Here is a 14,059-nt window from a genome sequence, read left to right as displayed (position 1 = left end):
ATGAGTCCGGAAACCATGGTTGAAGACATCACTGGCCTTCTTGAGGTGTGGGTGGCCGGCTGGGCCGGTTGTCGCGGTTACCGGACATCCACCGAGGGCCGGTTCCCTGCCGTGCTCCGTGCCGACACCAGCGGCGACTGGGAATTCTTCGCCTCCGAGCCCACGGACGATGAATTCGCAGCCCTGGCCGCTAAGACGGCGGAGGCGCCCGCGAGGGTCCTCACCATCCTCACCAATGACATCCCGCGTTACTCCGCCCTGGCGGAACGGCACGGCCTGAACGTGACCTCTGCCTCGCAGGCAATGATGATCGTGGACATGGAAACCCAGGACGCAGAGGATCCCTGGCTCCCCGACGACGACCTCACGCACTCAACGTGGGAGCAGGACGGCGTGCACTACGCAGAGGTCCGCTCCGGCGACACCCTGGCGGCCAGCGGACGCGTCTTTGTGGTGGGGGAAACCGCGGTGTTCGACAAGATCATCACCGAACCGGCTTTCCAGCGCCGTGGCTTGGGCAGTTTCATCATGCGGGCCCTGGCCGCCCAGGCCTTCGAGCATGACGTGCAGGAGGGCCTTCTCCTGGCCTCCGCTGACGGCCGGAAACTGTATTCCCACCTCGGCTGGACCACGGTTTCCCATGTGCTGATGCTCTCCGCATCCCACGACGGTTCCGACCTTTCCCTGAGCTGACCCGTCCTGTTACCCCCGTGGCGAACCGGGGCCGGCCAGGCCCCGCCGGGTGAAACAATGTGGGGGTGAACCCCCATGACTCCCTGATTCCCTTGCTGGGCCGCGGCCCGGACCCGGAACAGCTCCGTCATGTGCGCACCATCCCGGCCCGCGAGGCCGAGCATGAGCCGTGGCCCGCGTGGGTGCACCCCGACCTGGTGGCGGCATACGGTTCGCTGGGCATCCAGGAGCCCTACCGGCACCAGGTGGAGGCAGCCGGCATAGCCCACGGCGGTGAACACGTGGTGGTGGCCACCGGAACCGCGTCAGGGAAGTCGCTGGCGTATCAGCTGCCGGCCCTTGACGCCATCCACCGCTCCGAGCTCCGCGTCCTGGCCGACCCGGGGAAGATCCACGACGACGGCGCCGTCACCCTGTACCTCTCCCCCACCAAGGCCCTGGCCGCCGACCAGCTCAACGCCATCCGCGCCCTGAAACTGCCCACCGTGCGGGCGGAAACCTATGACGGCGACACCGACCCCGCGTCCCGCCGCTGGATCAGGGACCACGCCAACTTCATCCTGGCCAACCCGGACATGCTCCACTTCGGGATCCTTCCCAACCATGCCTGGTGGGCGGGCTTCTTCCGCCGCCTGCGCTACGTGATCATTGACGAGGCCCACAGCTACCGGGGCGTTTTCGGCTCCCATGTGGCCAACCTGATGCGCCGGCTGCGCCGGATCTGCGCGTACTACGGTGCAGGTGCAGCCCATCCGGGGCCGGTGTTCATCGCAGCCTCCGCCACCGCGTCAGAGCCTGACGTGTCCTTCGCCCGCCTCATTGGTGCCCCGGTCAAGGCCGTGTCCCGTGACGGCTCCCCGCACGGTTCCACCACCGTGGCTTTCTGGGAACCTGCGCTGACCGAGGTCCGGGGCGAGAACGGCGCCAGGGAACGGCGGACGGCGGTGGCGGAAACTGCCGACCTGCTGGCGAACCTGGTGTCAGCGCGCATCCGCACCATCGCGTTCATCAAGTCCCGGCGCGGGGCGGAAACCATCTCCTCGATCACCAAACGCCTCCTGGATGAGGTGGATCCCAGCCTGCCGCAGCGGGTGGCCGCCTACCGTTCCGGATACCTGCCCGAAGAACGCCGTGCGGTTGAACGGGCGCTGCGCTCCGGCGAGCTCCTGGGCGTTTCGAGTACCTCGGCGCTGGAACTGGGCATTGATATCTCGGGCCTGGACGCCGTCCTGGTCGCAGGATGGCCCGGCACGCGGGCCTCCCTGTTCCAGCAGATCGGACGGGCCGGAAGGGCGGGCCAGGATGCCATCGCGGCCTTCGTGGCCAGCGACGATCCCCTGGACACCTTCCTGGTGAACCATCCCGAGGCGATCTTCGACGTGTCAGTGGAAGCGACGGTCTTCGATCCCTCCAACCCCTACGTCCTGGGGCCACACCTGTGCGCCGCGGCGGCCGAGCTTCCCCTGGGACCCGCGGAGCTGGGCCTGTTCGGAGCCACCGCGGAGTCCCTCCTGGACAGGCTGGTGGCGCAGGGCTACCTCCGGCGGCGGCCCGCGGGCTGGTTCTGGACACACTCCCAGAGCGCGGCCGCCATGGTGAACCTGCGGGCCGACGGCGGCGGGCCGGTGAGCATCGTGGATGCCGAGACCGGGTCCCTCCTTGGCACGATGGATTCCCCGCAGACGCACTACCAGGCACACACCGGCGCCGTCTACATCCACCAGGGTGACAGTTACGTGGTGGAGGACCTCAACGAGGACGACCACTGCGTGATGGTGCGCCGCGCCAATCCCGATTACTACACCACAGCCCGGGACGTGACCCAGATTGAGGTGCTGGAGACCCAGCGGACGGTGGAATGGGGTGACATCTCCGTTCATTTCGGCGACGTGAAAGTGACTACCCAGGTTGTCTCCTTCCAGCGCAAGGCACTCATCTCCAACGAAATCCTTGGGGAGGAGCCGCTGGAACTGGGTGCCCGCGAACTCTTCACCAAGGCCGTCTGGTTCGTGGTGGACAATCGCTCCCTCACCGGGGCAGGCCTTATCGAAGCCCAGTTCCCTGGAGCGCTGCACGCAGCGGAACATGCTGCGATCGGCCTGCTGCCCCTGGTGGCGTCCAGCGACCGGTGGGACATCGGCGGGGTGTCCACGGCCCTGCACGCCGACACCGGGGTGCCCACCATCTTTGTGTACGACGGACACCCCGGCGGCGCGGGATTTGCCGAACGCGGTTTCGACAAGGCCAAGGTCTGGCTGACAGCCACCCGTGACGCCATCAAGGCCTGCGAATGTGATTCCGGGTGCCCTTCCTGCGTCCAGTCGCCCAAATGCGGGAACAAGAACAACCCGCTGGACAAGGGGGCCGCCGTCACCCTCCTCGACGTCCTGCTCAAGGACGCCACCGAAGGTGCTTCCCCGGGCCTGCAAGTCCGGCACTGACCTGGACTGGCTAGGGCGGAGGCCCCGCACGGGAGCGCCCATGGGCTGAACCGAACACCGTCCGTTCCACCAACTCGGTCCTCACTTCAACGGTCTGGCCAGTACCCTCCGCGCAGCCCACCACGGCGGCCCCGTGCCGGGCAGCCACCTCCACCGCAACGGTGCACGGTTCCCCGGAGGCAAGGCCGCGCAGGGCGTCGGCCGCTGCCAGTGCAGCAAGGTCGGCAGCGGCTGCCGCCCTGCTGGCCAGGACGGCCGACTGCGCCAGCAACAGCATCAGCGCCATGGCCGTCATCATCACCAAGGCAAGGCCGGCCGCCAGCACCGTCCCCGAACCGCGTTCCCGGTTGGTGCCGTCTGCATGTCCGTTCCGGCCTGAACCACGACGCCCGGTCATGTTCGCCCCGAGCCCGCGGCCCGTTCCGGGTGCCTTGCCGTGGGTCATCCCGCCGCCTCGCTCCGGGTGGAGGCCCGCGCAGTCAGATGCCACGGGATGGATGCGCCCAGGGGTCCACCCACCCTGTCTGTCACGGTGACATGCAGCCACTCGCCGTCGGCCGATACCGCCGCGGACGCCGACCCGCCGGCCAGGGTCCGGACGATTCTTTCCACAGTGGGGGAATCGTCACCACGGGCAAGTGCGCGGGCGCCGGCACGCGCTCCCTCCTCCAATCGCAGCTGGGTGACCCCGGCGGAGGCCCCCGCCAGCAGCATGGCCAGCAGTAGCAGGACCGCGGGCAGGGTGACGGCAAACTCCGCTGTCACCGCGCCGCACGACTCCTGGGCCGCGGGGCCTCCGGTGGGACTGCAGGCCGCACGGTCCCGCCCGCCGGTAGGTCCGGTGGCGGACTGTGCGGCGGCGGACGGACCCGTGGTGGAGGGACCCGCGGCGGACTTACCTGCGGTGGTCTGGCCTGGACCGAACGGATCCGCGGCCGGGAGCACGGCCGGGGCCTCGGTCATGGCAAGGCCAGCGCGGTGCGGATCAGGGTGAGCAGGAAGCCGCGGACCTCCTCGCTGCGAAGGATGAAGACAAGGAGCCCGGCAAAGCCCACGGCGGCAAGGGTGGCGATGGCGTATTCGGCGGTTGCCATCCCTGCCTCTGATCCGAGGAGCCGGACCCTGCCCTTGATGGTCCTCGGCGCGCCTGCACCCGGATACAGTTCCACGGTGTGGGCGGTCAGCGGGCTGCTGCCCCCGGCGCGGAGGCCGTGGTGGCCGGTACCGCGGTGTTCCCGGGAGGCGGCACGGGCAGCGGCGGGCGCCGCGGCCCCGCCAGTGTAGGGGCGGCGGTGATGAGTGGACATGTGGTGTTTCCTTCCTTTGGGCCGGTGGTGTTGCCGGCTGTCTTGACTCTTCCGGGCCTGGCGTGGAGCGGTAAGCCGTGGGGGTTCGTAAGTGGAAAAGCCCAACGGTTTCCCACCTGTGGAGGAGAAGACACAGGCGCCTAGGAACCTGAAGGCACAAGAGCCAGGAGCACAGGAACCACGCCCAGGCAGATAAAGGCCGGAAGGGAGCAGAGGCCCAGCGGAACCACCAGCTTCACTCCCAGTGATGCCGCGCGCTTCTCTGCAGCACGGAACCTCTCCCGGCGGAGCCGTGCCGCCTGCGCGTAGAGAATCGCTGACGACGGCGCACCTGTCAGGGCAGCGAACCCCAGGGCGTCGCGTAGTTCCAGGACCTCGGGGAGCCGGACCGCGCTGCTGCGCCATGCGGTTTCCCAGTCGGCCCCGATTGCCAGTGCCGCCACCACCGGCCGCAGGGCTCCGCTGTACTTGCCAGAAGCCGAGGCTGCCACCAGTTCGAGTGAACGGCCGATGCCCGACCCGGCGTCCAGCATGGCGGCCACAAGTTCGAGCATCATGGCGGTGTCCCTGAGCCCTTCGGGCGCAGGTCCGGACAGATGCCCTCCGTCGCCGGCGGAGGCCTTCGCGCCGCGGCAGGTGGAGCCGGCGGACCAACTGCGCAGCCGCTTGCGGGGCCTGCCCCGCCCGCTGCCGGCCAGTGCTGCCGCCGCGGCGAGGGTAAGGAAGATCGCGAGCACTGCGGCGGAAGGCGGGGTCATGGCGCTCCAGCCCCTGCTGCCGCGGCCACCAGCCTGGCCGACCACAACCGCCCGGCCACTGTCAGGCCGGCTCCGGCTGCAAGTGCTGCGAGTCCCCAGGGTGTTCCCAGCAGGATGGCGAGCGGGTCCACGCCCAGGGCCATTCCCAGGCCCAGCCCCATCAGCGGCAGCCAGGTAAGGAGGCTGACGGTGGCCTTTGGTCCGGCCAGGGCCGTCTGGCGGGCCGCGTCGGCGTCGTCCTCCACTTCAAGCTGCGCGGCGAACCTGGTCAGCACGTCCGCGAGCGGACAGCCGCTTGCCTCCGCGATGTCGAAGCATGCCGCGAGCTCCGACCAGATGCGGGACTCTTTGTCCCGCCGGGGAAAGGCGGACGGCGACGCCCGACGGATGGCTTCCGAAACGGGAAGGCCGCGGCCGGCGGCAGCACGCGCGGCGGCGAGCATGGCACCGGATCCCGCGGACAGGCCGTACGCGTGGGAGCCGGACGAACCGTAGACGTCCCAGATCTCCTCCCAGAGCCGCGCCGGCGTGCGGCCGCCTTTGAGCAGCGCGGCGAGTTGCTGTACCACCAGGGTCATGGGCGCCGCTGGCTGTGCTCCTCTCCCGGCACCACGCAGCTTCCGCGCAAAGCCGCCCCGCGAGGGGGCTTTGCGGCCCACAACCGGGCCGGACACGCCGGTGCGGCGCAACCTGGCGGGGGCACCCAGCGGCGGCCTGGCAAGCAGCACCGCAGCCAGTCCCAGGGAAACGACAAGAAGGAGCATCATGCGGGCAGTCCCGGGTCAAGCCCCAACCGTGCCGCCAGCGCCGTCCAGGCGGGGCCGGCGGCCACGCTACCCTCGACAGTTTCCAGGGCAGGCTGGACGGTGAGCCCGCTGGGGCCTTCCCCGATCAGGCCCACGCACGCCACTGCCCGGCCGCGGCGCGTCCTGTCCACGTGGATGACCACGTCCAGCGCGCTCGCTGCCTGGAGCCTCACGCCGTCAGCGTTCATTCCGGCGAGTGCACCGAGCGCAGTGAGCCGGGCGGGAACAGCAGCGGCAGTATTCGCATGGATGGTCCCGCCCCCGCCGCTGTGTCCGGTGTTCATGGCAGTGAGAAGCTCCCGGACTTCCGCTCCGCGGCATTCGCCCACCACCAGCCTGTCCGGGCGCATGCGGAGCGCCTGCCGGACGAGATCGCCAAGGTCCACTTCTCCACCGCCTTCGAGGTTTCCGTGGCGTGACTCCAGGGACACCACATGCGGATGGACGGGATTCAGTTCCGAGGCATCCTCGATGAGGACCAACCGTTCTGCCGGACTGCACAGGCCGAGCAGCGTGGAGAGCAGGGTGGTCTTGCCGGACCCGGTGGCCCCGCTGATGAGGAAGCTCAGCCTGCGCTCCACCACCCGTTCCAGGACGTGCTGCAGTCCGGAGCTGAACATGCCGCTGTCCCGCAGCTCATCCATCGTGAAAACACGTTCGCGCCGGATCCGGATGCTGAGCAGCGTCCCGGCCGTTGAGACGGGCGGCAGCACGGCATGGACTCGGTAGCCGCCGGCCAGCCGCACGTCCACGCAGGGTGAGCCGTCATCAAGCCGCCTGCCGCCTGCCGCCACGAGCCGGCAGGCCAACGCCCGGAGCTGGGCCTCGTTGTCGAAGGCCACGGGCACCCGCTCGATGCCGCGGCCCCTGTCCACCCACACGGACCCGGGAGCATTCACAAAGATGTCCGTTACGGCCGGGTCCCGGGTGAGGGACTGCAGGGGCCCCAGGCCGTTCAGCTCGGCGCTGATGCGCTCCACGGCGGCGAGCGAACCCGCAGTGCCCAAGAGCTTCCCTGTGGCCTGCACCGCCGCAGCCACGCGCGACGGCGTAACGGCTGCCGCGTCCGACATCATCGAATCCCGCACGGATTCCAGGAGTCCCAGGTCAACAGCCTGCCGCTCACCCGTGCGGCGTTCACGCCGGCGCCATTCGCCGGGGCCGGGTTCATCCGGGCGCCTGCCCTCCTGGCGGGGACTGACCAGGAGGGGACTGTCCTGGCGGGGATTGTCCCGGCCCGCGTCCAGGATCCGCGCCCGCCGCCGGATACCTGCCTCAGGGTCCGTTGCCCCAGCCGCCGCCTGGTGCCTCATTCACGTTCTCCGGCGGCCAGCCCGTCCCCGAGGAGGTCCAGCACGGAAGCCGCGAAGTGCCGGACCGCCCGCCGCTTGCCCAGCTCAAGGAGGCGGCCCGATTCCACGGCCCCAGCGACTCCGCGCAGCTCAGGCACCCGCCCCTGGACCGGAAGTCCGATGGCCTCGGCGATCAGGGGGCCGTCCAGCGCTGCGCCGGGTTTGCCACGGACCAGGAGGGCAGCCTCAACCGGCGGAAACTCCTGGAGCAGCCGCACGGCCGCCACAGCAGCCTTCAGCTGCGCCGGGACCACCATGGCGATGCGGTCGCAGTCCCAGGCGAACGTATGGATGGGGTCGGCTCCCCGGCCAATGTCCACCACCACCAGCTCATACCCGCGGCGGGCAGCATCAAGGATGCCTGCGGTGGCGGCAGCGGCAACGGGTACCGGCTGCTCCCGGGTGGCAGGCCACGACAGGAATGAGAACCCGCCTGCAACAGGCAGCGAGTCCGCAAGCTGGATGGGATCGATGCTGCCCCTGGCCTCGGAAAGGTCGGGCCAGCGCAGGCCGGGATTCTCTTCGGCGGCCAGGGCCAGTTCCAGCCCGCCGCCCCAGGGATCGCCATCCACCAGCAGCACACGGGCTCCGAGTCCGGCCGCCGCCTGGGCGATCCAGATCGCAGCCGTGGTGGCCCCGGCACCGCCGCAACCGCCGGTCACGCCAAGGATCACCCCGCCTGGACCGGGTGAACGGGACCGGCTGAGATGGTCGGCGAGCCATGCTGCGGCGTCGGGCAGGACAGCCACCCGTTCTGCACCGAGGACAGCCGCAAGATGCCACAGGCTGTCACCTTCGCCGTCAAGTCCCACCAGGACAGCGGGCGCCCGCCGGCGCGGGGGCAGCTCCCGGATGTCGCTTCCCACCAGCACGGCTGCCGCCCCGTCCCAATGCCGGCCTCCCTCTGCCGGGTTGGCGGCAACGCGCAGCTGCGCCCCGGCAGCGGCCACGATCCGCTCCACCTCGGCACGAAGGACAGGGGAGGACGTCACCAGCAGGATGTCCTCACCGCCGGCCGGCAGCCACGCGTCCCCGTCGCCTCCCGCAGTGCCCGCCGGCCCAAGGACATGGGGCCGTAAGCGTCCCGGCGGACCTGCCCCTTCCGGGCCGCCGGCGGCTCCGGCGTGCGAAGGATCAAGGTGGGACGGGTCAGGGTGCGAGGGATCAGGACGGGACGGGATCAGCTGGTGCCTGCTCATACAGCCACTCTCCGCCCCGGGACCACAGCGGGTAAGGACTCCAGCCACGTATGTGGAAAACCAGGTCCAGCAAGGCAAGGCAGAATAAGACCATGTACCTGCTGCTCGCCGCCCACCCCCACGGCGCGGCCCTGCAGGAACTCACGCAGGCCGGACAGCCAGTGCACGCCACGCCCGAACCCCGGCTGGTCAGCACCGGCGATCTTCCCGCCGTCGTACGTCACTTCGAAAGTCTCCGGCCAGGCGGGCAGCCGCCCCGCTGGATCTGGCACCGCACCCAGGACTGGTACCCGGCCCTGCTGGCGTCCGGCGTCGAACTGGAGCGGTGCTACGACCTCAGCCTTTGCGGCAACATCCTGGCGTTCTCCCGCTTTACCGAGCACACGGACTACGCCAGGAACGCGGAACGCATGGTGGTTGAGGATCCTCTCCAGCCTCCCCGGTCGCTGCAGCCGCCGCCTCCCCCGGCAGACCAGGGCGCCCTGTTCGATGCTCCCGGGATCCGGCCGGAAACGCACCGCAGCCCTGAAGAGCTTCGTGCTGAATACGCTGCCCAGCAGGTGGCGCTGGCCGCGGTCAGCCCGGAGGATAACCGGCGGAACCGGCTTCAGCTGCTGCTGGCGGCCGAGTCCGCAGGGGCCATGATCGCCGCCGAGATGCAGCACGCCGGCGTCCCCTGGCGCGAAGACCTCCACGGGCAGATCCTCGCCGACCACCTCGGCCCCCGGCCTCCCCTGGGCCAGCGCCCGGCCAGGCTTGAGGCGCTGAACCAGGAGCTGCGCGGACTCCTGAACGCGCCCACGCTGAATCCCGACTCCCCGCAGGACCTCATGCGGGCCCTGCACCGCAACGGGATAGAGGTGAAAAGCACCAGGAAGTGGGAGCTGAGGGAATCCACCCACCCCGCCATCGAGCCGTTGCTCGCCTACAAACAGCTTTCCCGCCTGCATGCAGCGAACGGCTGGGCCTGGCTGGACGCCTGGGTGGACGGTGGACGGTTCCGGCCCGAGTACGTGGTGGGTGGCGTGGTGTCCGGCCGCTGGGCGTCGCGCGGCGGCGGCGCCCTTCAAATTCCGCGCCAGATCCGCGGCGCAGTCCATGCCGATCCGGGCTATAAGCTCATCGTCGCGGATGCCTCCCAGCTGGAACCGCGCGTCCTGGTGGCCCTCGCCCGTGACCCTTCCATGGCGGAAGCCGCCCGGAACCAGGACCTCTACGCGGGCATCGCCGCCAAAGGATTCGGCGGGGACCGGGCAAAAGCGAAGATGGCATTACTGGGGGCCATGTACGGCGCCACTTCCGGCGAGGCCGGCCGCCTCATGCCGCAGCTCGCAAGAACTTTTCCCCGGGCAGTGGACTTTGTTGAGCAGGCGGCCCGCACCGGCGAGGCCGGCGGGACAGTTACCACCCGACTGGGACGGAGCAGCCCGCCGCCGTCGGAGCGGTGGTTCCAGAGCCAGCGGTCCGCTTCTGCCGAGGAACAGCGCCGGGCAGAATCAATCGCCCGTTCGCGTGGACGCTTCACCCGCAATTTTGTTGTGCAGGGTTCGGCTGCGGACTGGGCGGCGTGCTGGCTGGCGGAATTACGACGGCGGCTGCGCACCCTCCGGACCGACGGCCACGTCAGCGCCGAACTCGTCTTCTTCCTGCATGACGAGGTGATGGTTCATGCGCCGGCGGACGCGGTGGACGCCTGCATCACCGCCATTGAAGAGGCGGCCAGCGCTGCCAGGGAACTGCTGTTCGGGCCCATCCCGGTGGAGTTTCCCGTCAGTGTGGCCGTTGTTGATTCCTACGACAACGCCAAATAGGTCCGCGGGCCCCTGCGCCGCGGGGAGCTCACGACCCCCAAAGTAACCTACCCGGGAGTAGCTCGCCAGAGGCTTGTGGCGCGGGCTATGGTCGACGTGGCGACTGAGGCAGATCGGTCAAAAGCTGATGCAACGACGCATTCCAGGGGAGGTCCGGCATATGGCGGGCAGGTTTGAAATTCATCGAGTAGGCGAGGAGTCCTACCGGCTGCGGCTCACCGACGCAGAGGGCAACACGGTTGCCGTCTCACCCAAGTTCAAGTCCCTCAACACAGTGCTTGAGGGCGTCAAGGCGGTCCGGGAGAACGCGGCCACGGGTATTGTGGTTGATCTCCGCCAGCAGCAGGCCTGAGGGCTAGGCGCCCATCCGGTGGAGCCGGCTCCGGTCCCACGGAACGGCCCAGCCCAGCTGTTCAAACAACCCGTTCAGGACAATTCCGGTAAAACCCCACACCACCACACCGTTCACCGTGAAGGCCGGGCTGTCGAAGCTGCGCCCGGCACGGTGGACGGTTGCCATCACCCGGTTGTCCGGGTCCAGCAGGTCACGGACCGGTACCCGGAACACCTGCGCCGATTCGGCGTAGTCCACCACACGGACAGGTGACGGGGAGCGCCACCAGCCCAGCACCGGCGTCACCAGGAAGTTGCTGTGGGCGAGCCCCAGCTCCTGCAGGGTGCCAAGGACCTCCACACCGCCTGAGTCGAGGCCGGTTTCCTCTTCGGCCTCGCGCAAAGCTGCCTGAACCGGCGTTTCCCGGGCGTCAATGGCGCCGCCCGGGAACGCCACCTGCCCCGGGTGCGAACCCAGGGTGTGGGCGCGCTCCAGCAGGAGGACGTCTAGATCGGCCGGTGCCAGGGGCTTGCCCGAGACAGCCGGAACGTCATCGAGGGCGCCAAAAAGCATCAGCACCGCCGCCCTCCTGGCCTGTTCGGCATCCACCGTCAGGGCCGCCCAGAGGGCATCCGGCGCGGCAGCGTTTCCGGACTCAGCCCGGCGTGCCAGTTGCAGCAGGTCCTCGCGCGCGCTCACGGTGTCCTCTGCTGGGAGGCCATCCGGATCTCGGCGGCCCTGTGGGTCTCGGCCAGCAACTGATCCAGCAGCGCCTCGCTGCCGGGCGCGAGCTCGTACTTCAGGAGCTTGGCTGCCTTCGCGGGGTCTGTTTCGCCCAGCCCGAAACTGGGGCACCAGGTGGCCACGGGGCAGGCCCCGCACGCGGGCTTCCGCGCGTGGCACACCCGCCTCCCGTGGAAGATCACCCGGTGGGACAGCATGGTCCAGTCCTTGCGGTCGAACAGTTCGGCCACGTCCTGCTCGATCCGGACGGGGTCATCAGACTGCGTCCAGCCGAAGCGGTTGGCCAGCCGGGCGAAGTGGGTGTCCACGGATATGCCGGGAATGCCGAAGCCGTTGCCGAGCACTACGTTGGCCGTTTTGCGTCCCACGCCGGGCAGCGTGACCAGGTCCTCCAGCCGGCCCGGGACCACCCCGTTGTAGTCGTCCACCAGGCGGGTGCACAGGGCAATGACATTCCTGGACTTGGCCCGGAAGAACCCGGTGGGTTTCAGGATCACCTCAAGGTCCGCGGGATCCGCCTCGGCCAGGGACCGCGCGTCCGGGTAGCGGTCGAACAACACCCTGGTGACCTGGTTGACCGTGACGTCCGTGGTCTGGGCGGAAAGGACCGTGGCCACGAGCAGTTCGAACGGGTTGCGGAAATCAAGCTCCGCGTGGGCGTAAGGGTATTTCTCCGCCAGCGCCCTGTTGATCCGCCGTGCCCGCCTTTTCAGTGCCAGCACGGACTCGGAGGACACCACCGGCATGCCGGCTGCCTGGCCGGCGGATGTCTTGGCTCCGCCGGCCCCGGGTGCCCTGCCCTCCCCCATGGACGTCAGCCGCGCTCGATGTTGCTGAGGTCCCGCAGGACACCCAGCCGGCCGTCAGTGTGCTGGACCAGGAATTCGTGGCCGCGGTCCTCAAGCGCCAGGACCCAGCCGCCGGGTTCGATAACGAACGCCGGAGCGCCCGTGCGCGGGTCATAGGCGGTGCGGTGCTGCGCAACCGCAAACCAGAATGCCTCGTGAATGGGCTGTTCTTCCGATTCATCCGGACGGGTGGAGGGGTCCACCGTGGCGCCGATCGGCTCCTCGGTACGGACCTGCTGGTGCACTGCGGTGGCAGGCGTGGGCTCCCAGCCGCTCCGGGCACCCTGCGCGGAGGAGGAGCTGCCCTGGCCGGACGGCGTGGCAGGGTGCGTGCCGCCGTCGTGGTTCGCTGAGGTTTCGTGATGCGCTGCGGCAGCGGCTGAGCCGGCGCCGGCAGCTGCCGGTACATCCCCCAGCCGGGTTTCCTCTGCGGCGGGCGTTGAGGAGGGGCGTACGACGTCGGCCGCCTGGGTTGCGGGGCCCGGGTCGCCGGCGGGAGTCCAATCGGATACCTCGGGAGCGGTGGAGACGGGCGCAGCAGCGGTGGGGACGGCTGCCGTGGCAGGGGCATGGGTCGCCGCGGCCTGTCCGCCGGGACGCGGTGACGCCTGCTGCGCCGCCGGGCCCTGGTGCCCCGCTGGTGCCGGCTCTTCAGCTGATCCGGGCTTCACCGCCGAGGATCCTGCGCCTGCGCCGCCGAACAGCCCCCCGCCGGAAAGGATCTTCGAGCCGGGCCTGGAGTCTTTCGACCCCGGGGCGGTTTCTTCCTTCGGCTTCTTGGGCGCGCGGGGTTTCCGGGTGGGAACAGCGGCCTCACGGGCCACCACGTGGGCGGGCACTTCGGCCCGGTCCTGGAAGTCACTGGAGAGATACGGCAGGAAACGGCCCAGCACTGTTGCAGCGAAGAGGACCAGGGAGCCGATCAGGCCCACCAGGAGGCTGGGTACGTAGGCACCGGCCACGGAGACAAAGAAGAAGGCCACGGCAAAGGACGCAACCACTGAGGCGAACTGGTCGATGGACAGGGAGCCGATCCGGATCTTCGTGGCCGGGGACAGCCTGCGGGCCGCAAAGAGCGCGCTGACGATCAGGGGCAGGACGATGCCCAGCCCCAGGAAGAACAGGTTGTTGAGGTTCCACAGGTTGTACCGGGCGCCGAAGATCGGCAGCAGGGAGGCGACAAAAAGGATCAGCGTGCCGCCGAAGACAGTCATGTCCCGGATGGTGAAAGGACCCAGCACTGCCTCGTTGGAGGCCTTGCCTGCGGCGGGGGCCTTGCCCGCGGCGGCCTGGGAGCCTGGCCCTTCAGCGGTTCCGGCACCGTGGCCGGAACCTGCCGTCTCGGGGCCGGTCTTCTGGCCGAAGCTTTGCTGGTTCATTCTGCTCTCCTTAGCGTGGCGGCACCGGGACCTGTGTGGTCCCGACATCGTGCCGTCTTGACGGCGGTTCCGGCGTGGCCAGGCCCTTGTGGTGCCTGGCCAGAACGGTCCGCAGTGAAGTCACAATTCCACCCCAGCCTAGTCAAGGGCCAGGCCGATCACTAGCTGGCCACGCACCGCGGGGGTGGCGGCAAGCTGCCCCCGAAAACCATTCACCGCTTAATAAATGCCGTTCACGGGCTGCGGTGTGACACCGCACACATCGCCGCCAGCCAAAGCATTAGTCTTGATTCCGGAACAGCTCTTTGCGGAATGTCCGTGACCAGCCGGTGCCCGACGTCGTGCAGGCGGCGGAGCCCGGCCGGCGGCGGACATCCCGCCCAGCAA

14 protein-coding genes are annotated in these 14,059 nt (G+C 69.3%); 4 read left to right on the top strand and 10 right to left on the bottom strand.

Annotated elements, in window-relative coordinates:
- Together NFU08_RS09970 and NFU08_RS09965 are read left to right on the top strand one after the other, a co-directional pair.
- Positions 1-693, top strand: coding sequence for a GNAT family N-acetyltransferase (locus tag NFU08_RS09970; RefSeq protein ID WP_174177157.1), 693 nt, complete (start codon positions 1-3; stop codon positions 691-693).
- A gap of 65 nt (positions 694-758) precedes the next feature.
- Positions 759-3,134, top strand: coding sequence for a DEAD/DEAH box helicase (locus tag NFU08_RS09965; RefSeq protein WP_251422734.1), 2,376 nt, complete (start codon positions 759-761; stop codon positions 3,132-3,134).
- Between the two features lie 10 nt (positions 3,135-3,144).
- On the opposite strand, the gene NFU08_RS09960 is transcribed toward NFU08_RS09965, so the two are convergent.
- The 7 genes from NFU08_RS09960 to ssd all read right to left on the bottom strand — a co-directional run bounded on the left by NFU08_RS09960 (position 3,145) and on the right by ssd (position 8,379).
- Entirely contained in the window at positions 3,145-3,579 is a 435-nt protein-coding gene (locus NFU08_RS09960) for an Rv3654c family TadE-like protein (RefSeq protein WP_397425571.1), read from the bottom strand.
- A complete protein-coding gene (locus NFU08_RS09955) occupies positions 3,576-4,097 on the bottom strand; it encodes a TadE family type IV pilus minor pilin (protein WP_251422731.1) in 522 nt (173 codons plus the stop codon). Before NFU08_RS09955 ends, NFU08_RS09960 begins: the two co-directional genes overlap by 4 nt.
- Positions 4,094-4,441, bottom strand: coding sequence for a DUF4244 domain-containing protein (locus tag NFU08_RS09950; RefSeq protein WP_251422728.1), 348 nt, complete (start codon positions 4,439-4,441; stop codon positions 4,094-4,096). The genes NFU08_RS09955 and NFU08_RS09950 overlap by 4 nt, the downstream gene beginning before the upstream one ends.
- 140 nt (positions 4,442-4,581) lie before the next feature.
- Positions 4,582-5,199, bottom strand: a complete 618-nt coding sequence (locus tag NFU08_RS09945) for a type II secretion system F family protein (RefSeq protein WP_251422725.1) — start codon at positions 5,197-5,199, stop codon at positions 4,582-4,584.
- Complete coding sequence (locus NFU08_RS09940) at positions 5,196-5,966, bottom strand: hypothetical protein (RefSeq protein ID WP_251422722.1); 771 nt, start codon at positions 5,964-5,966, stop codon at positions 5,196-5,198. The genes NFU08_RS09945 and NFU08_RS09940 overlap by 4 nt, the downstream gene beginning before the upstream one ends.
- Positions 5,963-7,318, bottom strand: coding sequence for a TadA family conjugal transfer-associated ATPase (locus NFU08_RS09935; protein ID WP_251422719.1), 1,356 nt, complete (start codon positions 7,316-7,318; stop codon positions 5,963-5,965). The genes NFU08_RS09940 and NFU08_RS09935 overlap by 4 nt, the downstream gene beginning before the upstream one ends.
- Positions 7,315-8,379, bottom strand: coding sequence for a septum site-determining protein Ssd (gene ssd / locus NFU08_RS09930; protein ID WP_309296837.1), 1,065 nt, complete (start codon positions 8,377-8,379; stop codon positions 7,315-7,317). The genes NFU08_RS09935 and ssd overlap by 4 nt, the downstream gene beginning before the upstream one ends.
- Positions 8,380-8,648: 269 nt before the next feature.
- Between ssd and NFU08_RS09925 the strand changes: the two genes are divergently transcribed.
- Both NFU08_RS09925 and NFU08_RS09920 read left to right on the top strand, forming a co-directional pair.
- A complete protein-coding gene (locus NFU08_RS09925; RefSeq protein ID WP_251422716.1) occupies positions 8,649-10,367 on the top strand; it encodes a bifunctional 3'-5' exonuclease/DNA polymerase in 1,719 nt (572 codons plus the stop codon).
- Positions 10,368-10,527: 160 nt separating this feature from the next.
- Positions 10,528-10,719, top strand: a complete 192-nt coding sequence (locus NFU08_RS09920) for a YegP family protein (protein ID WP_251422712.1) — start codon at positions 10,528-10,530, stop codon at positions 10,717-10,719.
- Positions 10,720-10,722: 3 nt separating this feature from the next.
- Here NFU08_RS09920 and NFU08_RS09915 read toward each other — a convergent pair whose 3' ends face one another.
- The 3 genes from NFU08_RS09915 to NFU08_RS09905 all read right to left on the bottom strand — a co-directional run bounded on the left by NFU08_RS09915 (position 10,723) and on the right by NFU08_RS09905 (position 13,672).
- Positions 10,723-11,400 (bottom strand): CoA pyrophosphatase, encoded by a 678-nt coding sequence (locus NFU08_RS09915; RefSeq protein WP_251422709.1) that lies wholly within the window; start codon positions 11,398-11,400, stop codon positions 10,723-10,725.
- Positions 11,397-12,191, bottom strand: a complete 795-nt coding sequence (gene nth, locus NFU08_RS09910) for an endonuclease III (RefSeq protein ID WP_174177344.1) — start codon at positions 12,189-12,191, stop codon at positions 11,397-11,399. Before nth ends, NFU08_RS09915 begins: the two co-directional genes overlap by 4 nt.
- 68 nt (positions 12,192-12,259) lie before the next feature.
- The gene (locus NFU08_RS09905; protein ID WP_251422706.1) at positions 12,260-13,672 is read right to left on the bottom strand and encodes a hypothetical protein; all 1,413 of its coding nucleotides are present in this window, start codon (positions 13,670-13,672) and stop codon (positions 12,260-12,262) included.
- Positions 13,673-14,059 lie beyond the last annotated feature (387 nt).

The sequence above is a fragment of the Pseudarthrobacter sp. NCCP-2145 genome (genome assembly GCF_023708005.1).
Taxonomy (GTDB): domain Bacteria; phylum Actinomycetota; class Actinomycetes; order Actinomycetales; family Micrococcaceae; genus Arthrobacter; species Arthrobacter oxydans.
This window is presented reverse-complemented; position numbering and strand designations above follow the sequence as displayed.